21 protein-coding genes and 3 pseudogenes are annotated in these 23,633 nt (G+C 60.4%); 7 read left to right on the forward strand and 17 right to left on the reverse strand.

Features of this window, described 5'->3' with window-relative positions; all coding sequences use genetic code 11:
- Window positions 1-93: 93 nt before the first annotated feature.
- From AC07XF_RS20645 to AC07XF_RS20655, 3 genes are all read right to left on the reverse strand, one after another.
- Entirely contained in the window at window positions 94-405 is a 312-nt protein-coding gene (locus tag AC07XF_RS20645) for a putative quinol monooxygenase (RefSeq protein ID WP_495027918.1), read from the reverse strand.
- A 95-nt stretch (window positions 406-500) separates the two neighbouring features.
- Window positions 501-1,190 carry a carboxymuconolactone decarboxylase family protein gene (locus AC07XF_RS20650; RefSeq protein WP_495027919.1) on the reverse strand — a complete coding sequence of 230 codons (690 nt, stop codon included), beginning with the start codon at window positions 1,188-1,190 and terminating at the stop codon, window positions 501-503.
- Between the two features lie 88 nt (window positions 1,191-1,278).
- Window positions 1,279-2,259 (reverse strand): aldo/keto reductase, encoded by a 981-nt coding sequence (locus AC07XF_RS20655; RefSeq protein ID WP_495027920.1) that lies wholly within the window; start codon window positions 2,257-2,259, stop codon window positions 1,279-1,281.
- 132 nt (window positions 2,260-2,391) lie between these two features.
- Here AC07XF_RS20655 and AC07XF_RS20660 point away from each other — a divergent pair, with 132 nt between their 5' ends.
- From AC07XF_RS20660 to AC07XF_RS20670, 3 genes and pseudogenes are all read left to right on the forward strand, one after another.
- Window positions 2,392-3,285 (forward strand): LysR family transcriptional regulator, encoded by an 894-nt coding sequence (locus AC07XF_RS20660; protein WP_495027921.1) that lies wholly within the window; start codon window positions 2,392-2,394, stop codon window positions 3,283-3,285.
- Between the two features lie 77 nt (window positions 3,286-3,362).
- Window positions 3,363-3,572 (forward strand): annotated as a pseudogene (locus tag AC07XF_RS20665) (hypothetical protein); the annotation flags it as partial.
- Window positions 3,573-3,714: 142 nt separating this feature from the next.
- A complete protein-coding gene (locus tag AC07XF_RS20670) occupies window positions 3,715-4,929 on the forward strand; it encodes an aldose 1-epimerase family protein (protein ID WP_495027922.1) in 1,215 nt (404 codons plus the stop codon).
- Between the two features lie 6 nt (window positions 4,930-4,935).
- Here AC07XF_RS20670 and AC07XF_RS20675 read toward each other — a convergent pair.
- The 12 genes and pseudogenes from AC07XF_RS20675 to AC07XF_RS20730 all read right to left on the reverse strand — a co-directional run.
- A pseudogene (locus AC07XF_RS20675) lies at window positions 4,936-5,073 on the reverse strand (magnesium chelatase subunit ChlI family protein); the annotation flags it as partial.
- 99 nt (window positions 5,074-5,172) lie between these two features.
- Entirely contained in the window at window positions 5,173-6,651 is a 1,479-nt protein-coding gene (locus AC07XF_RS20680) for an aldehyde dehydrogenase family protein (RefSeq protein ID WP_495027939.1), read from the reverse strand.
- A gap of 294 nt (window positions 6,652-6,945) precedes the next feature.
- A pseudogene (locus tag AC07XF_RS20685) lies at window positions 6,946-7,431 on the reverse strand (NTP transferase domain-containing protein); the annotation flags it as partial.
- 27 nt (window positions 7,432-7,458) lie between these two features.
- Window positions 7,459-8,967 carry an aldehyde dehydrogenase family protein gene (locus AC07XF_RS20690; RefSeq protein ID WP_495027923.1) on the reverse strand — a complete coding sequence of 503 codons (1,509 nt, stop codon included), beginning with the start codon at window positions 8,965-8,967 and terminating at the stop codon, window positions 7,459-7,461.
- Window positions 8,948-10,021: an aminoglycoside phosphotransferase family protein gene (locus AC07XF_RS20695; RefSeq protein WP_495027924.1), complete on the reverse strand. Its 1,074-nt coding sequence runs from the start codon at window positions 10,019-10,021 to the stop codon at window positions 8,948-8,950. The genes AC07XF_RS20690 and AC07XF_RS20695 overlap by 20 nt, the downstream gene beginning before the upstream one ends.
- Window positions 10,022-10,026: 5 nt before the next feature.
- Window positions 10,027-10,371, reverse strand: coding sequence for a cupin domain-containing protein (locus AC07XF_RS20700; protein WP_495027925.1), 345 nt, complete (start codon window positions 10,369-10,371; stop codon window positions 10,027-10,029).
- A gap of 146 nt (window positions 10,372-10,517) precedes the next feature.
- Complete coding sequence (locus tag AC07XF_RS20705) at window positions 10,518-10,886, reverse strand: cupin domain-containing protein (RefSeq protein ID WP_495027926.1); 369 nt, start codon at window positions 10,884-10,886, stop codon at window positions 10,518-10,520.
- Window positions 10,879-12,162 carry a nucleotide disphospho-sugar-binding domain-containing protein gene (locus tag AC07XF_RS20710; RefSeq protein WP_495027927.1) on the reverse strand — a complete coding sequence of 428 codons (1,284 nt, stop codon included), beginning with the start codon at window positions 12,160-12,162 and terminating at the stop codon, window positions 10,879-10,881. The genes AC07XF_RS20705 and AC07XF_RS20710 overlap by 8 nt, the downstream gene beginning before the upstream one ends.
- Before the next feature lie 32 nt (window positions 12,163-12,194).
- Window positions 12,195-13,274 carry an ABC transporter ATP-binding protein gene (locus AC07XF_RS20715; RefSeq protein WP_495027928.1) on the reverse strand — a complete coding sequence of 360 codons (1,080 nt, stop codon included), beginning with the start codon at window positions 13,272-13,274 and terminating at the stop codon, window positions 12,195-12,197.
- The gene (locus AC07XF_RS20720; protein ID WP_495027929.1) at window positions 13,267-14,073 is read right to left on the reverse strand and encodes an ABC transporter permease; all 807 of its coding nucleotides are present in this window, start codon (window positions 14,071-14,073) and stop codon (window positions 13,267-13,269) included. Before AC07XF_RS20720 ends, AC07XF_RS20715 begins: the two co-directional genes overlap by 8 nt.
- On the reverse strand, window positions 14,070-14,930 hold the full coding sequence (locus tag AC07XF_RS20725; RefSeq protein WP_495027930.1) for an ABC transporter permease: 861 nt from the start codon (window positions 14,928-14,930) through the stop codon (window positions 14,070-14,072). Before AC07XF_RS20725 ends, AC07XF_RS20720 begins: the two co-directional genes overlap by 4 nt.
- Before the next feature lie 82 nt (window positions 14,931-15,012).
- Entirely contained in the window at window positions 15,013-16,068 is a 1,056-nt protein-coding gene (locus AC07XF_RS20730) for a polyamine ABC transporter substrate-binding protein (protein WP_495027931.1), read from the reverse strand.
- A gap of 198 nt (window positions 16,069-16,266) precedes the next feature.
- Here AC07XF_RS20730 and AC07XF_RS20735 point away from each other — a divergent pair, with 198 nt between their 5' ends.
- The 4 genes from AC07XF_RS20735 to AC07XF_RS20750 all read left to right on the forward strand — a co-directional run bounded on the left by AC07XF_RS20735 (window position 16,267) and on the right by AC07XF_RS20750 (window position 20,424).
- Window positions 16,267-17,199: a GntR family transcriptional regulator gene (locus tag AC07XF_RS20735; RefSeq protein WP_495027932.1), complete on the forward strand. Its 933-nt coding sequence runs from the start codon at window positions 16,267-16,269 to the stop codon at window positions 17,197-17,199.
- 100 nt (window positions 17,200-17,299) lie between these two features.
- Window positions 17,300-18,583 carry a nucleotide disphospho-sugar-binding domain-containing protein gene (locus tag AC07XF_RS20740; RefSeq protein ID WP_495027933.1) on the forward strand — a complete coding sequence of 428 codons (1,284 nt, stop codon included), beginning with the start codon at window positions 17,300-17,302 and terminating at the stop codon, window positions 18,581-18,583.
- 70 nt (window positions 18,584-18,653) lie between these two features.
- The gene (locus tag AC07XF_RS20745; protein ID WP_495027934.1) at window positions 18,654-20,051 is read left to right on the forward strand and encodes an NAD(P)/FAD-dependent oxidoreductase; all 1,398 of its coding nucleotides are present in this window, start codon (window positions 18,654-18,656) and stop codon (window positions 20,049-20,051) included.
- A gap of 13 nt (window positions 20,052-20,064) precedes the next feature.
- The gene (locus AC07XF_RS20750) at window positions 20,065-20,424 is read left to right on the forward strand and encodes a cupin domain-containing protein (RefSeq protein WP_495027935.1); all 360 of its coding nucleotides are present in this window, start codon (window positions 20,065-20,067) and stop codon (window positions 20,422-20,424) included.
- Between the two features lie 182 nt (window positions 20,425-20,606).
- Here AC07XF_RS20750 and AC07XF_RS20755 read toward each other — a convergent pair whose 3' ends face one another.
- Together AC07XF_RS20755 and AC07XF_RS20760 are read right to left on the reverse strand one after the other, a co-directional pair.
- The gene (locus AC07XF_RS20755; protein ID WP_495027936.1) at window positions 20,607-21,647 is read right to left on the reverse strand and encodes a GGDEF domain-containing protein; all 1,041 of its coding nucleotides are present in this window, start codon (window positions 21,645-21,647) and stop codon (window positions 20,607-20,609) included.
- A 119-nt stretch (window positions 21,648-21,766) separates the two neighbouring features.
- Window positions 21,767-23,182, reverse strand: a complete 1,416-nt coding sequence (locus tag AC07XF_RS20760) for a purine-cytosine permease family protein (RefSeq protein WP_495027937.1) — start codon at window positions 23,180-23,182, stop codon at window positions 21,767-21,769.
- Window positions 23,183-23,633: the final 451 nt, after the last annotated feature.

The raw sequence follows: 23,633 nt of genomic DNA on the forward strand, positions 1-23,633 counted from the left end.
ACCAATGGAGGACATTATCCAATGACCGCTATGGGGCAAATTTGAGATGGATAACCGTTAGCGCTACCCATAAGTACAACGAGCCGATTGACCTCAGTTACTTACACGAGCATTGAGCGTAATAACGGGGCCGAAAGTGAGCAGTGGACGTAGCTCTTCCATAACGCTGGCGACATGCTGGTTGCCGGCGTGCTCTTCGACCGCCTGCTGGTTTGTCCAGCCATCGATTATGTAAAACGTATTGGGTGCTTCGAAACTCTGATAGAGATCGTAATACAGGCAACCGGGTTCCGCTCTTGCCGGCTCAACAAATTGCAAAATCAAGGCCTTAACCCGCTCGGTGTTGCAATCATCGCAGCGAAGCTCGCAGATGATGTGCCGCTCTTCGAATTTGGTGCTTTGCATGTTTTTACCCTGGATTTAGAGGAACCCTTAGCTGGTGCGAAATGACCGATTCACGGCCGGTCATTCAACGTACCGCACCAGATTTGCCAAGCGCTTTACTCGGAGCGCTTTTCGAATATTTCTTTGGCGATGGCTGCCGCCGACATTGCGTTCGGCCAACCGGCGTAGAAGGCCAGATGCGTAATGATTTCAGCAGCCTGAATTTGGGTCAGGCCGTTATCCATGGCTTTGTTCACATGAAAAGGGATTTGAGCGGCTTGCCCCACTGCAACCAGAGCTGCAACCGTGACCAGGCTGCGATCACGGGGAGTCAGTGCCGGGCGCAGCCACAGGTCATGGAAAAGCACCGAAGTGGTGTAGCCTGCAAGCGCGTCGAATGCAGGGCCGATCATCTGTTCTACCGCCGTCACGCGCATCTGCTCAAAGGCGTCGTCAACTGGAAGCAAGTTGTCCTGTACATCCGCCAATGCGGTTGGCGCGATATCGCGAGTCTCAAATACGTCTTTGGCGATGGATGCCGCCAATGTCGCATTCCCCCAGCCTGAATAGAATGCCAAATGAGTGATGACTTCACTCAGTTCGGTAGGCGTAACACCATTGTTCAACGCCAAATCGAATTGGCGAGCCATTTCGGCTGGCTGATGCCGCGCAATCAAGGCGGCAACAGTCACGATACTGCGATCCCGGGGCAGCAATTGCGGACGCTGCCATATCTCTTCCAGAAGCACGTCCTGGGTGTAGCGTGCAAATGCCGGTACGGCGAAGTTCGCTTCGTCTGACTTCATAGTGATTGATCGCTCGTGCGTGGAAAGTGGGAAAACGAGCACTTAGCGGCGCTCCCCAAAAGGATTGCCATCAGGCGCTGGAGAACGCTTATCGGTTGATGGTCTTCATCATCTGGGCGTTGTAGCGCTCACCTTGTACAGGCACCTTGGCCAGAACCTCACCGAGTTCACGAAGGTCTTCTGCGGTCAATTGCACGGTTGCTCCGCCTACGTTCTCTTCAAGGCGATGCAGCTTGGTTGTACCGGGGATAGGCGCAATCCACGGCTTTTGTGCCAGCAGCCAGGCCAATGCAATCTGGGCCGGGGTTGCTTGCTTGCGCTGGGCGATTTCACCGATCAGGGCGACGAGATGGTGGTTGGCCTCGCGGGCACCATCAGCAAATCGAGGCAGATTATTCCGTACATCACCGCTAGAGAACGTCGTACCGGCATCTATTTTCCCGGTCAGGAACCCTTTGCCCAACGGACTGAAGGGAATGAATCCAATCCCGAGCGCTTCGAGAGTTGGGATTATTTCCAGTTCAGGCTCACGGGTGAACATCGAATACTCACTTTGAAGTGCCGACAGCGGCTGCACCGCATGGGCGCGACGGATAGCGTCTACGCCAGCTTCACACATGCCAAAGTATTTGACCTTGCCTTCGGTGATGAGGTCGCGCACGGCCCCGGCAACATCTTCCATAGGGACATTGGGATCGACGCGATGTTGGTAAAACAGGTCAATGCAGTCGGTCTTCAGGCGCTTGAGTGATTCTTCCGCCACCTGACGGATGCGCTCAGGTCGACTGTCCAGCCCAGCGGCGGGATTGCCGTCCTTAAATCCGAATTTTGTCGCGATGACGATCTGCTCGCGAAATGGTTGAACGGCTTCGCCCACCATTTCTTCGTTGACTTGCCCATAGGCTTCTGCCGAATCGAAGAGGGTGACTCCACGCTCAAAGGCCGCCCTGATGAGTTTGATTGCGTCCGCTTTGTCAGTGGCGGGGCCATAGCCGAATGTCAGGCCCATGCAGCCCAGGCCAATGGCTGAAACTTCGAGGCCGTTGCTGCCGATTTTGCGCTTTTGCATCATCCATCTCCTTTGAGGGTATTGGAAACCAACCCACAAACTGTTTGGTTATTGGGGATGCAGCTACTTTAAAAAGATCTGATCCATTCAAGAAGTGGCATACTGAGATAACCGGTATGAGATAAATTCATCATGGCGCAGAGCGATTTCAACAGCCTTGCGGTGTTCATCACCGTTGCGCGCGAGCGCAGTTTCACCAGGGCCGCTGCCCATCTGGGTGTGTCCCAATCCGCTATCAGCCATAGCATCCGTAGTCTTGAAGAGCGTCTCGGAATCCGCTTGTTGACCCGCACCACACGCGGGGCGTCGCCGACCGAAGCCGGCGAGCGTTTGCTCGCCAGCCTTGTGCCTTACTACGAGGGAATAGAAGCAGAAGTCGCCGCGTTGGGAGAGTTGCGCGACAAGCCATCAGGGACTATTCGGATAACGTCCCACGACCATCCCGCATCCACCATTCTCTGGCCGAAACTCTCCAGGTTGCTGCCGGAATATCCCGACCTCACCCTGGAGATCAATATCGGCTACGGGTTGATCGATATCGTCGCTGAACGTTATGACGCGGGGGTGCGGATAGGCGATCAGGTGGCAAAAGACATGATCGCAGTCAGAATTTCCCCTGACTTTCGCATGGCTGTCGTGGGCGCGCCAAGTTACTTTGCCCATCGTGAAAAGCCACAAGTTCCCCAGGATCTGACCACCCATAACTGCGCGAACCTGCGGTTGCCCACTCATGGTGGCCTGTATGCCTGGGAGTTTTCCAAGGCCGGTAAAGCGCTGCATGTTCAGGTGCCCGGGCAGATGATCTTCAATACCTCACCCCAGACAATGTCCGCCGCATTAGAAGGGTACGGGCTGGCTTATGCGCCGGAGGATGTTGTCCAGGCCTATGTCCAGGATGGCCGGTTGATCCGTGTTCTTGAGGACTGGTCGCCGACTTTTCCCGGATATCACCTTTACTACCCGAGCCGGAGGCAATCCTTGCCAGCCTTCGCACTTGTTGCCAATGCTCTCCGCTACAAGGCTTAGGGGGCTTCGCGGCAAATCCTGTATTGGTTGCGATTTTCTCGTTGGTGAGCGACAACCTCCAGCAGTTGATCCCCAACATCATCAATGTCTGCTTTTGGCCGTTTTCTGCCTGTCACGAAGGGCAGAAATCGGCTATCAGCGGCAGTACCGTGTTTGCCCTGCGCTCGCTGGACGCTGCCAACCTCGCCACCCGCGAAGAACATCTGGCGAGCAAGGCGCGGTTACTGGCCGATCAACTGAGCACTTTTCACGGCACGTTGCGTGAAAGTACCCAGCGCCTTAGCGGCCGGCTCGCGATGGCATCGACTCAATTTTCCGGTTTGTCCCAAATCTTTCTTGGCATTTGCCGGCGTTGTGTCGCTTTTTAAGCTTGCTGAAACGTTTCATCAAGTCTATAAAAATGGCACAACTCCAAGAAAGGCTGCTGCCATGACCCCACTCAAACTCTTTGTTGCCCTCAGCGCACTGTCCGCTGCCTCCCACGCCGTGGCCTGGGATTACGTTCTGCTCGACACCGACAAAGCCGCCCGGAACTGGCAGATCACCAGCCAGCAACTCGGCATAAAAACCGACAAACCCTTCAGCGTTGCCCTGCGCACCTTGCACGGTGGTCGGCAGGAGGGCGTCAGCATCGTCGACATCGATAACGGCACGATGAAACTCTCGGTAGTGCCGACTCGCGGAATGAACGTCTTGCAGGCCTCGGTCGGCAATGTGCGCATGGGCTGGGATTCGCCGGTCAAGGAAGTGGTCAATCCGTCCTTCATCGAACTCAATGGCCGCGGTGGTCTGGGCTGGTTGGAAGGTTTCAATGAGCTGGTCACCCGCTGCGGATACGAATGGGTCGGCCACCCCGGCGTCGACAATGGCGAACTGCTGACCCTGCACGGTCGGGCCGCCAACATTCCTGCGAACAAAGTCACCCTGCACATCGATGAAAAACCACCGTACGCCATCACCCTGCGCGGCGAACTGAAAGAGCAGGCGTTCAAGAAGGTCGACTTCTCCGTCGCGACCGAACTGGTCACCGAACCCGGCAGCGTAGTGTTCGCCCTCAACGACACCCTGACCAACAACGGCGACTATCCGAAGGAATACCAGGCGCTGTATCACAGTAACTTCAGCACCCCGTTCCTGGAGCAGGGCGCTCGTTTCGCCGCGCCGGTGAAACAGGTGTCGCCGTTCAACGACAAGGCCAAGGGCGATCTACCCGACTGGCAAACCTACCGCGCACCGACCAAAGACTACGACGAAACGGTTTACAACGTGGTGCCGTATGCCGATGCCAAGGGCGATACGTTGACCGTATTGCATAACAAGGCCGGCAGCCTGGGCGTTTCGGTCGGCTTCAACACTCAGACACTGCCCGTGTTTTCCCTGTGGAAAAACACCGATACCCAAGGCCAGGGCTATGTCACGGGGCTGGAGCCGGGGACAAGTTTTTCCTACAACCGCCGTTATCAGCGGCCACTGAATCTGGTACCGACAATTGGGCCGAAGGAGCACAAGCAGTTCCGCATCAGCTACAGCTTGTTGGCGGATAAGGCGGCTGTGGATAAGGCCTTGAAGCAGGTGAGCGAGATTCAGGGTGGGCGGGAGACTGAGGTGCGGCAGACGCCGTTGGTTGACCTGACCAAGGGGTGACACCGGCTAGAGCATTGTCGACCGATATTGCAGCGCCTCGGCCAAATGTTCGCGTCTGGTCCCGTCGACTTGTTCAAGGTCCGCCAGCGTGCGCGCGACCTTGAGCAGTCGATGGGCTGCTCGCAACGACAGAGTTAAACGCTCGCAGACGGGTGGTCAATTCGACGCAATTACACACATAGGCACACAGATCGGGAATAAATGACCTGCCCCTGTTCTGAGGCAGGCCGGTTTGCGTTCAATTCACTGCAGATACCACCCCCAGGGTTCGCCGTTGTAGCGGGTGATCTGCTTGGTTTCCAGGTAGTTGTTGTAGCCCCACTCGCCCAATTCGCGACCAATGCCGCTCTGCTTGTAACCGCCCCAGGGTGCCTCGACGAAGGTTGGTTGCGAGCAGTTGACCCACACGATGCCTGCGCGAAAACCGCGAGCGACCCGTTCGCAGCGCGGGATGTCCCGGGACATGACCGCTGCCGCCAGGCCGAACGGCGAGTCATTGGCCAGGCGGATCGCTTCGGCTTCCGTGTCGAATGCGCGCAAGCACACCACCGGGCCGAAAATTTCCTCACGCCACACCGTGCTGTCTTCGGGAACATCGGCGAAAATCGCTGGCGTCAGGTAATAACCCTTTTCCGGATAATCCGGCCGCACACCGCCCGAAACCAGCCGCGCGCCCTCTTGCTCACCGGCTGCAATCGCCGCCAGCACCTTGTCCAGTTGCCCCTGACTGACCAGCGGCCCGAGCTTCACCCCATCCTCGAAGCCCTGGCCAATCTGAATCTGCTCGGTAGCGGCAATCAGGCGCTCCAGCAGTGCCGGGTATAGCGCGCGCTCCACCAACACCCGCGAAGTGGCTGAACAGACCTGGCCCTGGTTCCAGAAAATCCCGAACAGAATCCACTCCACGGCGGCTTCAATGTCGCTGTCGGCAAAGATCACGAAGGGTGATTTGCCGCCCAGTTCCAGGCTGATGTTTTTGATATCGTTCGCAGCCGCCTGCATGATCTTGCGCCCGGTCGGCACACTCCCGGTGAAGGCGACTTTGTCGACATACGGGTGTTTGGCCAGCGGCGCTCCCGCTTCGCGTCCCAGGCCAGTGATCACGTTCAGTACCCCGGCCGGCAGGCCCGCCCTGTCGGCGATACCCGCCAGTTCGAGAGCAGTCAACGGCGTCAGTTCGGAAGGTTTGAGCACCACGGTGCAACCTGCCGCCAGTGCCGGGGCGACTTTCCAGGAGGCCATCAGCATCGGGAAATTCCACGGGATGATCGCCGCAACCACACCGAGCGGTTCCTTGATCACTGAAGACGTGAAGCGCGCATCCGGCAGATCGATCGACTGTTCACTCTGTTGATCCGACTGCTCGGCCAGCCCGGCATAGAAGTCGAAGCAACCGGCGGTGTCGGCGATGTCCCACAATGCTTCCGGCAACGGCTTACCGTTGTCGCGCACTTCGATGGCCGCCAGCTCATCCTGACGGTTGCGGATACCCTCGGCGATTCGGCGCAGGACCTCGGCCCGTTGCGCGCCCGACCAGCGTGGCCAGTCACCTTCATCAAACGCCGAACGCGCGGCCGCAACCGCCCGGTCGACGTCCTCGAACGTGGCAGAAGCAACCTGCGCCAGCACCGACTCGTCACTCGGATCGAGCGTATCGAAAACACCGCGTTGAACCGGGGCGACCCATTCACCGCCGATGTACAACCGTTGATAGTCAGCCATGGGACACTCCTTGATCCGCCGGTGTCGACGCTGTTGGTACAGCTGTTCGGCGACCTGCAATTGCTCGCGGTCATTGACCCCGAGTACGTCGATTTCATCCACTTCCACGGCAGTGACCGTCAGCCCCGCCTCGTTGGCCACCGCCACCGCATCGGTGAGGTAGAACTCGCCCTGGGCGTTTTGATTGCCGATACGCTCCAGCAGCCACAGGCAGGTATCGGCGCGCAGGCCCATGACACCGCCATTGCAGAAGTTGATGTCCAGCTCCTGTGGGCTTGCATCTTTGGCTTCGCGGATTGCGCGCAAACGCCCCTGCTCCACCAGCAACCGCCCGTAAGGCCCCGGTCGTTGGGTGTGGAAACCCGCCACCGCCACGGCTGCACCATCGATCAATGCCCTGCGTAAACGGGCCAGGGTCTGCGAGGTAATCAACGGTGAGTCGCCAAACAGCACCAACACGCAGCCCTGTTGCTGTTCCTGGACCTGCAAGGCCGGCCGGGCGGCGAGTACCGCGTGGGCCGTGCCCAGTTGTTCGTGTTGGGTAAAGACCTGCGCCGTCGGTGCGACCTGTTGCAGGTACTCGGCTACCTGCCCGCCGCCAGCGCCCACCACCACCGCCCGTTGCTCGATACCCGCCGCCTCCACCGCCGCCAGCACATGGCCGAGCAGCGGCCGATTGCCCACCGGATGCAAGACCTTGGGCAGCGGCGAACGCATCCGCGTGCCCTGCCCGGCCGCCAGAATCACCGCCAGCGTCGGCCAGCCAAAGTTGTCGCTCATCACGATCCTCCTGTGTGCATCCCGGCTTCAGGCCGGATCGCGAAAGAACACGTCGTCGGCATACGGGTACCACCAGTCCTGAATCTTCGGCTGATGATCGATGATGACCATTTTCGAGCGACGGAACGCTTCCAGCCCCTGACGTCCGAGTTCACGCCCAAGACCCGACATCTTCCAGCCACCGAACGGCAGCGCATCGTTGTCAATCAGCGGATTGTTGACCCAGACCATCCCCGCCTCCAGACGCTCGGCGGCTTCCATGGCTTCGGCCAGGTCAGTGGAAAACAGCGAGGCACCGAGGCCGAATGGCGAATCATTGGCCAGCCGCACCGCCTCGTCGAAATCGCTGACACGACAGATCGCCGCCACCGGGCCGAAGCACTCTTCCTGAAGTATGGACATGTCGCCAGTCACCCCGGTGAGGATGGTCGGCTCGTAGAACCAACCCACGTTGTGCTCGGGCGGAATCCGCCCGCCACAGACCACTTTCGCACCCTTGGCCACGGCGTCATCGACCAGGCGCATGACTTTACTGCGCGCCGCTTCGCTGACCATCGGCCCGATCTCCGAGCGTTCCAGGCCATGGCCAATGCGCAAGGCCTGGGTGCGCGCGGCGAACTTCGCGACAAACTCGTCATGGATCTCGTCAACGACATAAAAACGTTCGGCCGAGGTACAAATCTGCCCGCTGAGGTGGAACGCAGCCGTCACCGCTCCCGCCGCCGCGACGTCCAGCGGTGCGTGCCTGGAGATAATCAGCGGATCGCTGCCACCGGCCTCGATCACGCAAGGCTTCATCCGTTCGGCACAGGCCACGGCCACGGCTTTACCCGCCGCGACACTGCCGGTGAAGGCCACGGCGTGGGTTTGCGCCGACTGCACCAGCAACTGCGCGGTCACGGCATCACCCGGCACACAAGACACCAGTCCCGACAACAACGCGGTGAAATGCTCCATGAACTTGAGGGTGCACAGGGTCGTGGCTTCCGCCGGTTTGATGATGCAGGCGTTACCCGCCGCCAGCGACGCAGCGACCGTCCAGCACATCAACAGGATCGGAAAGTTGAACGGCATGATGTGGACGCTGACGCCATACGGCTCATAACGCACATGCTGGAAGGAGCCGATCTGCGTGGTGCCGGCGACCTTGCCGGCATCGTCCCGGGCCATTTCCGCGTAGTAGCGAAAGATCGGCGCACAGTTGGCCAACTCGCCCATGGCCTCGGGAAACGGCTTGCCCATTTCCAGGGTCATCAAGCGTGCGACTTCGCGGTTGCAGGCGACGTTCTGCTCAATGGCGTTGGCCAACTGATGCAGGCGCGCCGCGCGGCTTTTCGCATCGACCAGGCGCCATTGGCGTTGTGCGGCAGTGGCGGCATCGATGGCGGCTTGTACGTCCGCTTCGCCACACAAACCAACCTGCCCGACCGGTTGCAGGGTCGCGGGGTCGAGCACTTCGCGCACGCGGCCATCGGTCAGCGGCAGGAACTCGGAATTGATGAAGCGCAAGGCGGAATCAGTGTTGAACGTGGCCATGGGATGATCCTTGAACCAATCGATAAGGGGTTTCACGCAAAGTCGCCAGGGTCTCGGCGGGCAACTCATCGCGCCAGCCCGGCACATGCCGGTCGAGCCATTGGCGCAGGGGCGTAAAAGCCTCGGCGTCCAGTGCCCGAACAAACAAACCAAGGGTGCGCGGCAGATGCGCCAGGTAACCGTGCTTGCCGTCGCGGCCGGCCAGGCGCACAAAAATCCCCAGCACCTTGGCGTGACGCTGGGCCGCCAGGCGCCGGTAATCTTCGAGAAAACGCAGCGCGTCCAACTCCGGGCGCTGCAACAGGTAATGACTGATCAGTGTCTTGCGCAGCGCTTCGGGCACATCGCGCCGGGCGTCTTCGAGCAGCGACATCACGTCATAGGCCGCCGCCCCGACCAAGGCGTCCTGAAAATCCAGCAAGCCACAGGCTGCGACGCCTTCCCGGCCCTGCAGGAGCATCAGGTTGTCGACATGGAAGTCGCGCAGTACGAGGGCCTCGCGACGTTCCGCAACATCGCGGCAGGCGTCGGCGAACAACGCCAGATACTCATCGCACAGGACCTGCGCCGCCTCTTTGCCGACAAGCAGAGGCACATACCAGTCGATAAACAACCTGTACTCGTCCGCCAGTCGATGCTCGTCGTAAGGCGTCAATTGCACGGCTGGTGATGCACGATGCAACGCCACCAGCGTATCGACGGCCAGGTGATACAGCTCCGACTCCGAATGCCCGGCCGCCAGCAACCGGGTGTAGGTGTCGTGACCGAAGTCCTCGATCAGCGCCAGCCCCGCCTCTTCATCCACTTGCAGCAAGGCCGGTGCCGACAGACCCAGCCCCTGCAACTGCCGGGCAATCCGTACAAACGGACCGATGGGTTCGCTGTTTGGCGGCGAATCCATCAACAGCAGTCCGGCGCCGTCCAGGCGGAAGTAACGCCGGGTCGAAGCATCCGCCGGCAAGGCGACCAGCAAGGCCCCGGCGAAACCGGCACGGGCCAAAAAGGCTGCGCGCTGGTCCTCTCGGGTTGGCAATGACGCCAGTGCATCTGTCATGGCGCTCACCGGATCATGTAGACCTTTTTGATGGTCTCGTGGACGGTGCACACACCCTTCCAGTCCTTGCGGAAGAAGGCGGCGGTGTCTGGCTTGATCTCGATCACTTCGCCGGACTCGTGGAAATACGTGCAGCGACCTTCGAGGAAGTGGCAGAACTCGTCGCTGGTGACATGGCAAAACCACTTGCCCGGGGTGCAGATCCAGATGCCGCATTCGGACTGGCCTTCGGGGCCTTTGTGCAGGACCACGCCGGAGACACGGGATTGACCTTCGAGCATGGTCGGGATCACGCCCCAATCCTTGACGTCGGTGATGCTCAGCGGGTCGTACAGAAACGGGGTAGTCATGTGTTGTTCTCCAGGTTGTGTGTGTAGGAGCGAGCTTGCTCGCGATGGACGTCAACGATGACGCGTGCTGTCTGGATGCCCGCGTTGCCCTGACGTTCTTCGCCAGCAAGCTGGCTCCTACAGGGATTGCAGTGTTTCTCACAGGTTCAGGCAAGCATGTACACGTTGCGCAAGGTTTCCCGGACGTCGCATTCACCGGTCCAGCCGGCCGGGAACAGCACCAGGGTGTTGGGGCGGACTTCAATCACTTCACCGTTGTCGTTACGGTAAGTGGCGTGGCCGGCGATGAAGTGGCACAACTCATCCCGGGGAATCGCCAGCCGCCAGCGACCGGGGGTGCAGAGCCACAATCCGCTTTCCGGACTGTTGTTCGGGCCTTTGAACAGCAGACGGCCGCTGGAATGCGAGACGCCTTCGACGGCGTCGCTCTGCACGCCCCAGTCCACCAGGTCGGTGCGGCTGCTGACGGCTTCGAGGTACGGCGTGATACCCGCCGTGGTGGATGAATCAGGCATTGTTAAGCACCTTGTCGAGAATCGCGGCCGCATCTTGCGGCCCTTTGCGTGATTGCATTTGCGCGCTGGTGCGCTGCAAGCGTTGGCGCATCGCCTCATCGTTGAGGCATGCCGCGAGCTTTTCCGCGAGCTGCACTTCGCTCCATTCGTAGCGGTCGAGTTTGAAGCCGTGACCGCTTTCTTCGGCGCGCATGGCGTTGTCGTGACCGTCCCAGACGTAGGACATGACGATGGCCGGTTTGCCGAAGAACAGGCACTCGGTGAAGCTGTTGTTGCCGCCGTGGTGGATCACTGCATCGACCTGGGCAATCACCGAAGGCTGCGGGAACCAGTTGGATATCTGCACGTTGTCCGGCAGGTCGGTGTATTCGTCGAGGTGCTCGCCGACGTTGAACAACGCCCGGTAAGGCAGCTTGCCCACCGCATCGATCAGGCGCTTGAGCAACTCGACATCGCCGGAACCCAGGCTGCCGAAACTGGCATACAGCAACGGCTTGTCGTTGTTCGCGCGAAACTGCGGAATCTCGTAGGGCGTGTCGTGGCGCACGCAGCCTTGCAGGTAATGGAAACGCTCGGCCGGCAAAGGATGGCGCCGGTCGAACTTGACCGCATCCGGGTACAGCAGCAGGTTCATGAACGGCGACGCTTCAAAGAACGTCCCCAACGGATAGGGCTCCTCACCGTGGGCCAGCAGGAACTGGTTGAAGTCCTCGTGGATCGGCCCGACCACTTCCTCGAAGCGCTGGCGGAATTGCGCGTGCCCCGCCTTGTCGTCAATGCTCATGCCCGACAGGTGCGGCGGGATATCCGGGTCTTCGATCTCGTTTTCCGAGCAGGAAATGATCCGCACCCACGGCTTGCCGTATTGCTTGATCGCCGGAAACAGGATCACGTTGTCGACGCAGATCAGGTCGGGTTTGACCTTGTCCAGCACCGCCGGCAGGTCCTTTTGCGCCCACTTGGCGGTTTCGACGATGGCGGCCCAGCATTCCTTGACGTAGTTGTCGATCTGCTCCAGCGGCGACTTGCGGAAATTCGGAATGTGGCCGTTGATGAAGTCGACCCAGTAACGGGCCATCTCTTCGGCCGGCATCGGTGCCGACATGTTGACCATGTGTTCTTCAAAACCATAACCGGCGTAGACACCGCTCATGCCCGGGTCGGTGAGGAACACCGCTTTATGGCCCAGGGCTTCACACGCCTGGGCGATACCGACTGAGTTCAGCGCCGGGCCGTAGGCGGCTTCCGGAAAGAATGCGATCACTTTCTGTTTCATCGAGTGCTGCTCCTGCCTGGTCTTTTTATTGTTCAGCGCGTCAATACGCGGGCATGCCGGGCTTGCCAGCCCAGCCGGATGGTCGTGTCGATTGCAAAATGGGCGAATTCAAACTGTGAAGACGGCACGCGCACGATTAGCGGTTTGTCGCTGAGCGGTGTCTGCACATGCAGGTTGGTGTCGAGGCCGTGGTAGGCGATTTCGACGATTTTTCCGCTGACCTGATTGGGGCAAATCCTGCCCTGCTCCGTCAGCACTTGCAGGCGTTCGGGGCGAACCACCACGGCGACGGATTGACCGTTCAGCAGCGGTGCGTCGGTTTCGACGCTCAGTTCCTGGCCATTGACGCGCACCGAGTGCTGGCCCGAGCGCACACCTTCGAGCAGGTTGCTGACGCCGATGAAGTTGGCGACAAAACGGCTATTGGGGTTTTCGTAGAGTTCGGTCGGACTGCCGCACTGGCACACTTTGCCGCCGTCGAGCACCGCCATGCGGTCGGACATCACCAGCGCTTCTTCCTGGTCGTGGGTGACGATGATGAAGGTGATGCCGCTCTCGTGTTGCAGGCGCTTGAGTTCCAGCTGCATCTTTTCCCGGAGCTTTTTGTCGAGGGCGCCCAAGGGCTCGTCGAGCAATAAAACCCGTGGGCGTTTGACCAATGCCCGCGCCAATGCCACGCGCTGACGCTGGCCGCCGGAGAGTTGATCGGGCTTGCGCTCAGCCAGCTCACCCAGCTGCGCGGTGCTCAGCACCTCATCGACCCGGCGACGGATTTCCGTTTCCGGCAGGCGCTCCATTTCCAGGCCGTAAGCGATGTTCTTGCGCACGGTCATGTTGGGGAACAGTGCATAGGACTGGAACATCAGGTTCAGTGGACGCTTGTTGGCCGGCAGCGGCGAGATGTCATTGCCGTCCAGGTAGATGCAGCCACCGCTGGGCGTCTCGAAACCGGCGAGCATGCGCAATAGCGTGGTCTTGCCGCAGCCGGACGGCCCGAGCAGCGCGAAGAACTCGTTCTCGCGGATGCTCAGCGACACCTCGTCGACCGCCAGACCGTTGCCATAAGACTTGCTGACCTTATCCAGGATCAGTACCGCAGATGAATTATTCATGGGTGCGAGGAGCCTTGTTGAGACGCTGCGAAGCCAGCAGCGCGGTGATGCTGACCAGCATCACCAGCGTCGCCAGAGCGTTGATTTCCGGGGTGACGCCGAAGCGGATCATGGCGTAGATCTGCATGGGCAACGTGGTCGAGGCCTGGCCGGAGCCGGAGTTGAAAAAGGCGATGATGAATTCGTCCACCGACAGGGTGAACGAGAGCAATCCACCGGCCAGCACACCGGGAAAAATCACCGGCAACAGCACCCGGCGGAACGTGGTGAACCAGCTCGCACCCAGGTCAATCGAGGCTTCGAGGATCGAATAGTCGAAGTGTTTGAGCCGCGTGCGCACCACCGCGCAGACGAAGGCGATGTTGAACACCGCGTGGCTGATGATGATCGAGTGCAAGCCCAGGCCAACCTTGAGCAGGTTGAAAAAACTCAGCAGCGCAATCGCCAGCACGATGTCGGGAATGATCATCGGCGCCATCAACAAAGTGTCGACCACCTGCCCTTTGTCGTTGCCCTTGCGGCGCAATTCGATGCCCAGCGCCAGGAACGTGCCGAGCACGCAGGCAATGAAGGTGGCCGACAAGGCGACGATCAAGGTGTTGAGCGCTGCCGACAGAATCGCCGTGTTGTGCGCCAGTGCCGCGTACCATTTCAGCGATACGCCGCCCCAGGCCGTGGGCAATCCGGACTTGTTGAACGACAGCAGGATCAACACCAGGATCGGTATATAAAGGAAGGCGTACACCAGCCCCAGGTGCGAACCCAGCACGGTGGCGCTGACAGAACGAGACTGACTCATGCGCGCGCCCCTTCTGCACGACGGGCCACCAGGGCCTGGATGAATAACAGGATCAGCATGATCGCGATCAGAAAGAAGCTCAGCGCCGCACCGAACGGCCAGTCCCGCGCCGTGAGGAATTGCGAATAGATCAGGTTGCCGACCATCTGCACCTGCTTGCCGCCGAGCAGGTCGGCGGTGATGAAGTTGCCGATGCTCAGCACGAAGACAAACACCGCACCGGCGGCGATACCCGGCACGCTCAACGGCAAAATGATCCGGCGAAAGGTCATCCAGCCCGAGGCGCCGAGGTCTTTCGAGGCGTCCCACAGTTCGTTGTTGATCCGCGACAGCGACGAGAAAATCGCCAGGATCACAAAGGGGATGTAGTTGTAGACCAGCCCCAGTACCACGGAAGACTCGGTGTACAGCAGGCTGATGGGTTCGCCGCTGTAGCCGAACACTTGCAGCAGGCGGTTGATCAGGCCTTCGCGGTTGAGCAGGACGATCCAGGCGTAGGTGCGGATCAGGTAGTTGCTCCAGAACGGCAGCATCACCAGAAACAGATACACCGCCTGGCGCCGCCGTGGCGCCCGGGCAATCGCATAGGCCGCCGGGTAGCCGATCAACACCGCAAACACCGTGGCCAGCCCGGCGATTTTCGCCGACTTGAGCAGGATGCCCAGGTACAGCGGATCGAACGCGCGCTGATAGTTTTCCCAGGTGAACAACCAGTCGATGCCACCGTAGGCACCGCGTTCGACGAAGCTGTAGACCAGCACCAACAGGCACGGAATCACCAGGAACATCAGCAGCCAGCCGAAGCCGGGCGCAAGAAGCCAGGCCGACAGACGCCTGTCAGCATGCAAAGCACTCATTAACCCTATCCTCCCGCCTCAGGACAGAGGCGGCTTGCGAGCGTGGCGAGGCATGCCGGGCATGCCTCGGATCGATGCGGCGTTAGTTCTGCGCTGCCATGATTTCGGTGACGGCGCGGGTGTAGGCCTTTTGCGTGGTGCCGCCCAGATCGCGCAATTGCTCCATTTTCAGCAGCTCGGCGGGGGCGATGGTCAGGTTGGGGTATTGCTTGAGCAGGTCAGCGGACAACCCGGCCATTGCAGCCTGGTTGGGGACTTTGTAGAGGATGTTTTCAGCGACCCAGGCATGGTTTTCCTTGGCCAGCATGAAGTTGATGAACTTGAAGGCTTCGTCCTGGTGCTTCGAACTCTTGAGCACCACCATGGTGTCCACCCACAGGTCGGAACCTTCCTTGGGCACGACGAACTTGATCGCCGCGTTGGCTTGCGTGCCGTAGTTGCACCAGCCGTCCCAGGCGTGGGCCATCAGCGATTCGCCGGAAGCGAGCTTGGAATAGAACGTGGTGTCGTCGAAGGACAGAATGCGTTTTTTGGTGGCGATCAGTTGGTCGCGAACCGCGGCGATCTGTGCAGGGTCACTGTCGTTGACCGACCACCCCTTGGCGAGGAAACCGGCACCGAGCATCCAGCGGTCGGTGGCCAGCATCGTGACTTTGCCCTTGAGGGCATCGCTCGGATTGAGCAGCTCGCTCCAGCTCTGCGGCGCCGGCGTCACCTTGTCGGAGCGATAGCAGATGCCGGTGGTGCCCCAGGTGTAAGGCACGGAAAACTGGTTGCCCTGGTCGTATTCCAGGTGAGTGGCTTCGGGGTAGAGGTTTTTCAGGTTGGGGACTTTGACCGGATCGATGTCCGCCAGCAGCCCCTGTTTGTGCAGGACTTCGGCGAAGGGCGAGGAGACGAACACCACGTCGTAGCCTTCACCGCCGGACGCCATCAGCTTGCCCATGATTTCTTCGTTGGTGGCGTGCAGCGCCTTGTCGACGTCGACACCGCTGGCAGCCTTGAACTTCTCCAGCGCATCCGGGGCCATGTAGCCGTCCCAGATGGAAATCACCATGTCTTTCGCACTTGCAGCCTGTGAAGCGATCGCCAGGGAAACGGCCAATCCCGCGCACAGAAGATCATTCAGCTTGCTCATAAATACTCACCCGACGATTGATTATTGTTGTGTTCGAAGGCAGTACGGCAAAACGAGAAACGATTGCTTGTGTTTTTTTTTAGAAATTAGGACCAGTATCAAAAGATGTCAACGCTTTTTTCCGGCCTGACGACCGGCCAGCGCATGACATAAGATGGGCAACTGAGTCCCACAGCGGATCACCACGAGAAAAGACGCTTGAGCACGACAGCCGAAAAAAAACCGCGCACCAATCACCTGGAACTGGCCCGGCGCATCCTCGATCACACTCAGGAAAGCGGACTGGTGGCTGGCGACCCGGTGGCCGAACAGGCCCTGGCCCGTACCTTCCAGGTGTCGCGCACGCTGATTCGCGGCGCGCTGAAAGTGCTGCTGGAAGAAAACCTGCTGAGCCATGAAGCCGGCAAGGGCTACCGATTGCTGGCCTCGCCGTCGGGTCAGGCGTTCAACGCCGCCCTGCCCCAGGCCGAGGAAGAAGAACTGGCCGCCTCGGTACTGCGCGACCGCATGGCCGGGCGCCTGGGCGACAGCATCAGCATCAGCGAACTGATGCGCCGCTACGACATCGGCCGGCCGGCGGCGCAAAAAGCCTTGCAGCAATTGAGCGAAAGCCAGGCCATCGAGCGCGGCCCCGGCCAGTCCTGGCTGTTCCGCCCGTCACTGAACAGCCTGGCCGCCCTCGAAGAAAGCCTGAAATTCCGCCTGATCCTTGAGCCCGAAGCCTTGCTCAGCCCCAGCTTCAACGCCGACCCGCAGCGCCTGGCGTTGTTGCGTAGCGCCATGCAAAGCCTGCTCGCCCTTTCCGTGGAAGACTTCGATATCCAACAGTTTCGCGAACTGGACATCAGCTTCCACGAACTGCTGGCCCAGAGCTGCGGCAACCGCTTCATCAGCGACGCCCTGCTCCAGCATCAAGGCCTGCGTCGCCTGCCGAACCTGCTGCCATCGGTCAGCGTGCACCGCCTGCAGGAAGCCCTGCGCGAACACCTGCAAATCATCGCGCAGATCGAGCGCGGGCAAATGGAGATCGCCGCCGACCTGCTGCGCCTGCACCTGCGCTTGAGCGCCGCGCAACGCCCGCAAACCGCCAACCGGGGCATCCCGCAGAGTCATCTGTTTGGGCGTCGTTAAGCGCCCTGCAAAAACATGATGATTTTTTTTTGAAAATAAGACAGCATCAAAAACACCTTCAGGAGCGGCGGGTCTGACCCGCCATGGACAGTCCCTCGCCATGCAAAAACAAAAACTGATCGCCCTGTTTCCGGAAGCCAGTTTCGGCGCGGCCTTGAACTGCATTGGTATCGCTCAGTCGTTGCGTGAGCTGGGCGCCAAACCGGTGTTCATTTGCCATGAGCATTTCCAGGGGTTGTTCGCCGAATATGGATTCGACGAGTACCCGATTCCGCAAGTGAGCCCGCTGTCGGCGGCGGAACACCAGCACTACTGGGAACGCTTCATCGAGCGCAGCATTCCCTACTTCGACCAGACCCCGCTGGCGCAGATCGACAGCTACGTGGCGCCGGCCTGGGAAGCCATCATCGACACCGCGATCGAAGCGGAAAAACCCTTGCAGCAGTTGCTCAGCCGCCTCAAACCGGATGTGATCGTGCTCGACAACGTGGTGATGTTCCCGGCCATCGCCAACGCCGGCTGCCCGTGGGTACGGGTGGTGTCCTGCGCCGAGACCGAACTGCCGGATGCTGCCGTTCCGCCGTACCTGTCCGGGTGTCTGGCCAATGACACGAAGGCCTGCGAGCGTTACTCCGAGCATTACCTCAAAGCTGTCGCACCGGCCCATGAACGCTTTTCGCAGTTTCTCCTTGGCAACAACACGGCACCGTGTCCTGCGGGGCAGTTCCTCACCGATTCACCCTGGCTCAACCTGCTGCTGTCGCCGACGCCTGTGCGTTATGAACGCCAGCAGCCGCTCGATCCGCAACGCTACGTCTACCTCGACGGCTGCGTGCGACGGGAAGCGCCGTACATCGTCCCGGACTTTCCACGGCACAACGACGCGCCGCTGATCTACCTCAGCTTCGGTAGCCTGGGTGCCGCTGACACCGGGATGATGAAGCGCCTGATCAGCACAATCGAAACCTTGCCGTACCGCTTCCTGGTCAATGTCGGCGCCTACCGCGACATGTACACCACCGTGCCGGACAACGTGTACCTCGACAGCTGGTTTGCCCAACCGGCGGTGCTCAAGGAGTGCCAGTTGTTCATCCATCACGGTGGCAATAACAGCTTCTGTGAAGCGCTGTACTTCGGCTTGCCGTCACTGATCATTCCCTATTGCTGGGACGGCCACGACAACGCCGCCCGCGCCGAGGAAGTCGGCGTCGGCCGTTACCTGCCGCGCTTTGCCGATCCCCTGGCCGACCTGCCCGCCGCCCTCGAACAATTGCTGGCCGATCAACCGATGAAACAACGCCTCAAATCGTTCAGCGAGCGCATGCAGGCGACCCGCGGCACCGACATTGCCGCACGCGCGATTCTCGCTCTACCCGATCTCTAGCCATAACAACAAAAACCGTCGGGCAACCGAACGCAATCGTCGCTGCCCGTCACACCGCCGGAGTTTCAGCATGAATGCCCCACCGCGTCTCGATTCGCCAGGCAACGTCCTGCCTCATCCCTTTTGGCAGGACACCGTCACCCCACCGCCCGCCGCACCGTCCGTGGCCGGAACTGTGCAATGCGACCTGGCCGTGGTCGGCGGCGGGTTCACCGGATTGTGGACGGCCCTGTTGGCTCGCCAGCGCCAACCAGGCTTGAGCATCGCGATCATCGAGGCCCGGCGCTGCGGTGGTGAGGCCAGCGGGCGCAATGGCGGTTTCTGTGCACCAAGCATTTCCCATGGTGTATCGAACGCCCTCAAGCGCTGGCCTGAAGAAGCAGAGCAACTGATCCGATTGGGCCGGCAGAACCTCGATGAGTTGGCCGCCGACCTGCAATGCTTCGGCATGCACGTCGAATTCGAACGCCAAGGCAAACTTAACGTGGCCAGCCAGCCGTGGCAGGTCGACGGCTTGCGCTCAATGCAGCGCAACTACGCCCGCTTCGGCATTGACTGCGAGTGGCTGGAAGGCAGCGATCTGGCCCGGAAGCTCGACTCCCCGGCATACGTGGCGGGCCTGTTCGAACCTAACTACGCACTGCTCAATCCGGCAAAAATGGCCAACGAACTGCGTCGTGTCTGCCTGGAGCAAGGGGTTCAACTGTTCGAAAACAGCCCTGTCTTGCAACTGGATGCGGACAAAGACAGCTTGCGACTGCGCACAGCCAACGGCGAAGTGATCGCCGGGAAAATCGCCCTCGCCACCAACATCGCCCCGCCATTGCTCGGGCACCTGAAGTCGAGCGTGATCCCGGTCTACGACTACAGCCTGGTCAGCGAGCCGCTGAGCAATGAGCAACTGGCGGCCATCGGCTGGATCGGGCGCTACGGCATCGCCGATTCCGGCAATCAGTTCCACTACCTGCGCAAGACCGCCGACAACCGCATTCTCTGGGCCGGCTACGACGCCATCTACCATTTCGGTGGACGCCGCGACGAAGCCCTGACCCAGCGCCCGCAAAGCTTCCAGCGTCTGGCCGAGCAGTTTCACCAGACTTTCCCGGCCCTGGGCAATGTGCGTTTCAGTCACGCCTGGGGCGGCATCATCGACACCTCCGCGCGCACCACGCTGTTCACCGGTTGCGAGCATCAGGGCCGCGTTGCCTATGCCTTGGGTTTCACCGGACAAGGGGTATCGGCCAGCCGCTTTGCCGCGCTGAACATGCTCGACCTGTTGGCCGGCGAGCGCACCGAACGCACCGAGCTGCTGATGACCTCCAAGGCACCGTTTCGCTTTCCGCCCGAACCGTTGCGTTATGTCGGCGTGAAACTGGCCCAGCGTTCACTGGCACGGGAAGACCGCGACGGTCACCGCGACTGGCTGCTCAAGACCTTCGATGCCTTTGGCATCGGTTTCGATTCCTGATCCGGAGACCACCATGTCCACAGCCCTGCCCCGGCACGTCATCGACTTCGCCAGCGACCTTGTACCCCGTGAACTTGAGATCAACGACCCGGCCGTGGTCGATGCGCCTTATCGCAGCAAGAGTTGGCGGCACTTCGTGCAGCCCGAGAGAAACGCCGTGGCCGGCATCTGGGAAGCCGGCCCGCACCGGGAACGTTGCCAGTGTGATTACGATGAGCTTTGCCACATTCTGGAAGGCACAGTGCGACTGACCGATGCTGAAGGAATCGCACGCACATTCGGTCCCGGTGAGTCCTTCGTGGTCGCCAGCGGATTCCAGGGCACCTGGGAAAACCTCACCACGGTGCGCAAGGTCTACTTCATCCTCGGCTAACCGGCGGATGGAATGAGCAACAAACAACCTGTGGCGAGGGAGCTTGCTCCCGCTGGGCCGCGCAGCGGCCCCAAAACCTGATCATTCAGGTAGCACCGAGCAAACAGGGTTTGCGACTGCTGCGCAGCCTAACGGGAGCAAGCTCCCTCGCCACAGGTGCTGGGGGTTCGTGCTTTAAGGGGTTACTGGCGTACCTGATTGCGCCCGTTGCGCTTTGCCTGGTACAGCGCATCGTCGGCGCGGGTCAGCAGGCTCTCCGGGGTGTCGCCGGGTTGAGCATGGGCCACGCCGAACGAAGCGGTGATGGTGTCGAGCACGGTGTCGGTGCCCCGGGCCTTGACCCGCAGCGACTGGATTTTCAGACGCAGCCGCTCGGCAAAAGCGCTCGCAGCAGCCAGATCCGGGCAATCCTTGAGCACGACACAGAATTCCTCACCACCGTAACGCGCCGCAAACGCCTCGGCGGGCAGCGAATCACGCAACACTTGGGCTACATGCTGAAGCACGCGGTCGCCCAATGGATGGCCGTACTGATCGTTGAATTGTTTGAAGTGGTCGATATCCAGCATGACCAGCGCCACGCCGGTCTCCGCGTTGTTCATCGCCTGTTCAAGCTTGCGGTTGAAGGTGGTGCGGTTGAGCAATTCGGTCAGGCCATCGAGGGTCGCGGCCAGTTGGGCGCGCTCCAGTTTGTCGCGCAGGCTTTTGATCTCGTGTTGCGCCGACTGCAACTGGGCGAGAAAGTGTTCTTGCTGCCCCTGCATCAGCCGGGTGCTCTGTTGCAGCTGAATCAGGATGCTTGGCAAGCGCTCGCTGGCCGGCTCTTCGAGCAATTTCAGGTATTGGCCGAGGCTGGCCTGGAAGTTCTGGTTACCTTTCACGCTGCGCGAAACATCGCGCTCCATGTCGTCGACCAAGTTGATCGCTTCCTGTTGCCCGGAGCGGGCGTCCGCCAGTTCATCGCGGATGATGTACTCGCGAAACAGTTTGGTCGCCGACTCCGGCGGGAAACAGTCGAAGTCGTTGACCACCCGGTCCAGGTGCCGATTGAGTTCCGGCTCCTGACCTTTGCTGTAGGTGTACCAAAGCGCGTAGTGCACCGGGTTGGGCGGAATATTGTGACGAACCATCAGCGGCACTGCTTGCTTGAGCAGCGCCGCCGCCTCGCGGGAGTCTTCTGGATACAGCGCTAGAACAGTCGCACGCGTGTCGGATTGGCTCATGGCTTCACTGTGGTTGTTTTTATTTGGCGATTGGCAAACGCGCTGAGCATAACCATACGCCGGACAAACGACCATCCCTGACGCTCACAACCGTTCACCCCGATACGCCGGATACCCGATCAACCGTTGGTCGGCAGCAACCCGGCCATGTTCTGGCGTCGACGATAAGCGGTATCACGGTTGGCCAGCCAGTAATACAACGGCGTAGTGACCACCAGACCGATCAGCCACGACAGATCCGCCCCATCGATATGCACCGCCACGGGACCGGTGTAGATCGGCGTGTTCATGAACGGAATCTGCACCACGATACCAATGGCGTAGGCCAACAGCGCCTGCGGGTTGAAGCGCCCATAAATGCCGCCGTCGACGCGGAAGATCGAGGCGATGTCGTAGTCGCCCTTGTGGATCGCGTAGAAGTCGATGAGGTTGATCGCGGTCCACGGCACCAGCACCACCAGCAAGGCCAGCACCAGGTCGACGAAGTGCCCGATGAAATCCGCCGAGGCGCCGATGGCCGCCACGCAGCAACCGGCCAGGATGATCAGCGACAGCACCGCCCGGCTCGAAGCAGTCGGAATCCAGCGGTGAGCGAAGGTTTGCAGCAAGGTGATCACCGAGAGCACCGCGCCATACAGGTTCAGGGCGTTGTGGCTGATCACGCTGAGCAGGAACAGCACCAGCATCAACGGGCCGATGGCACCGGTGGCGAGTTTTACCGCGTCCATGGTGTCCATGCCGACGGGCGTGGCCAACACGGCAACAGCGCCGAACACGAAAGACAGGATCGAGCCCAGCGACGAGCCGAGGTAAGTCGCCCAGAACGTTGAGCTGACCTTGACGTCCTTCGGCAGGTAGCGCGAGTAATCGGACACGTACGGCGCGAACGCGATTTGCCAGAGCGCCGCCAGCGACACCGTGGCCAGCCAGCCGGAGATGTTGAAACTGCCGCGGGTCAGGAAGTCGTCGGTCTGGACGTGGGTCAGGATGTAGCCGAAACCCAGCACGATGCCGAGGCCCAGCACCCAGGTGCCGATGCGATTGAGCACGTGGATGAAGCGGTAGCCAATGATGCCGATGATCCCGGAACCGAGGCCGCCGAGGACAATACCGACCGATACCGGCACACTCTCGACCACGCCGTGCAGCGACTTGCCGGCCAGGACGATGTTGGAAGCGAAGAAACCGATGTACATCACGCCGGCAATCACCACGACCAGCAACGCGCCCAGCGAACCGAACTGCGCGCGACTCTGGATCATCTGCGGAATGCCCATCTGCGGGCCTTGGGCCGAGTGCAGCGCCATCAATACACCGCCGACCAGATGACCAACGATGATGGCGACAATGCCCCAGACCAGGTTCAAGTGAAACAACTGCACGCCGAGCGCGCCGGTGACGATGGGCAACGGCGCGATATTGCCGCCGAACCACAGGGTAAACAGATCTTTGACCTTTCCGTGGCGATCCTCAGGGGGGACGTACCCGATCGTGTGTTTCTCGATGAGCGGGGCGGATGAAGCGGTGGTGGACATGACGAACTCCAAGGCAAGGATGAGTACGTGTTCGTACTTCGGTGTGCGCGGGAAAACCTGCGCATTTCTTGTTGAAGGCGATCATGGACAAAGAGCACGGGGAGGAAAATTAGTTAATTTGTGCCTTTAAACCTTAAAAAACATTGCGCAGTAATGGCCAATTATCAGCAGGAAAAACCAATAAAATCTGAACAACGAAATCCCTGTGGGAGCGGGCTTGCTCGCGAAGACGGCGGCACATCCAGCATCGATGTGACTGACATACCACTTTCGCGAGCAAGCCCGCTCCCACAGGGACCTGCGTTTTAACTGACTACCATCACCACTGCGCGAAGGCGACAAAGCTTGAACCCGAGGTATCGCACTGTTTTTTTTGTGGGAGCGGGGGGGGGGGGGGGGGGGGGGGGGGGGGGGGGGGGGGGGGGGGGGGGGGGGGGGGGGGGGGGGGGGG

The organism is Pseudomonas sp. GW821-FHT01C01, from assembly GCF_059422645.1.

What these genes read in the sequence shown, in the direction of transcription:
- AC07XF_RS20705 (WP_495027926.1), bottom strand. Translation starts at nt 10,886, where the DNA reads ATGCCTGATTCATCCACCACGGCGGGTATCACGCCGTACCTCGAAGCC.
- AC07XF_RS20645 (WP_495027918.1), bottom strand. Translation starts at nt 405, where the DNA reads ATGCAAAGCACCAAATTCGAAGAGCGGCACATCATCTGCGAGCTTCGC.
- AC07XF_RS20660 (WP_495027921.1), top strand. Translation starts at nt 2,392, where the DNA reads ATGGCGCAGAGCGATTTCAACAGCCTTGCGGTGTTCATCACCGTTGCG.
- AC07XF_RS20755 (WP_495027936.1), bottom strand. Translation starts at nt 21,647, where the DNA reads ATGAGCCAATCCGACACGCGTGCGACTGTTCTAGCGCTGTATCCAGAA.
- AC07XF_RS20670 (WP_495027922.1), top strand. Translation starts at nt 3,715, where the DNA reads ATGACCCCACTCAAACTCTTTGTTGCCCTCAGCGCACTGTCCGCTGCC.
- AC07XF_RS20700 (WP_495027925.1), bottom strand. Translation starts at nt 10,371, where the DNA reads ATGACTACCCCGTTTCTGTACGACCCGCTGAGCATCACCGACGTCAAG.
- AC07XF_RS20730 (WP_495027931.1), bottom strand. Translation starts at nt 16,068, where the DNA reads ATGAGCAAGCTGAATGATCTTCTGTGCGCGGGATTGGCCGTTTCCCTG.
- AC07XF_RS20745 (WP_495027934.1), top strand. Translation starts at nt 18,654, where the DNA reads ATGAATGCCCCACCGCGTCTCGATTCGCCAGGCAACGTCCTGCCTCAT.
- AC07XF_RS20710 (WP_495027927.1), bottom strand. Translation starts at nt 12,162, where the DNA reads ATGAAACAGAAAGTGATCGCATTCTTTCCGGAAGCCGCCTACGGCCCG.
- AC07XF_RS20760 (WP_495027937.1), bottom strand. Translation starts at nt 23,182, where the DNA reads ATGTCCACCACCGCTTCATCCGCCCCGCTCATCGAGAAACACACGATC.
- AC07XF_RS20655 (WP_495027920.1), bottom strand. Translation starts at nt 2,259, where the DNA reads ATGCAAAAGCGCAAAATCGGCAGCAACGGCCTCGAAGTTTCAGCCATT.
- AC07XF_RS20720 (WP_495027929.1), bottom strand. Translation starts at nt 14,073, where the DNA reads ATGAGTCAGTCTCGTTCTGTCAGCGCCACCGTGCTGGGTTCGCACCTG.
- AC07XF_RS20740 (WP_495027933.1), top strand. Translation starts at nt 17,300, where the DNA reads ATGCAAAAACAAAAACTGATCGCCCTGTTTCCGGAAGCCAGTTTCGGC.
- AC07XF_RS20680 (WP_495027939.1), bottom strand. Translation starts at nt 6,651, where the DNA reads ATGGCTGACTATCAACGGTTGTACATCGGCGGTGAATGGGTCGCCCCG.
- AC07XF_RS20695 (WP_495027924.1), bottom strand. Translation starts at nt 10,021, where the DNA reads ATGACAGATGCACTGGCGTCATTGCCAACCCGAGAGGACCAGCGCGCA.
- AC07XF_RS20750 (WP_495027935.1), top strand. Translation starts at nt 20,065, where the DNA reads ATGTCCACAGCCCTGCCCCGGCACGTCATCGACTTCGCCAGCGACCTT.
- AC07XF_RS20650 (WP_495027919.1), bottom strand. Translation starts at nt 1,190, where the DNA reads ATGAAGTCAGACGAAGCGAACTTCGCCGTACCGGCATTTGCACGCTAC.
- AC07XF_RS20715 (WP_495027928.1), bottom strand. Translation starts at nt 13,274, where the DNA reads ATGAATAATTCATCTGCGGTACTGATCCTGGATAAGGTCAGCAAGTCT.
- AC07XF_RS20725 (WP_495027930.1), bottom strand. Translation starts at nt 14,930, where the DNA reads ATGAGTGCTTTGCATGCTGACAGGCGTCTGTCGGCCTGGCTTCTTGCG.
- AC07XF_RS20690 (WP_495027923.1), bottom strand. Translation starts at nt 8,967, where the DNA reads ATGGCCACGTTCAACACTGATTCCGCCTTGCGCTTCATCAATTCCGAG.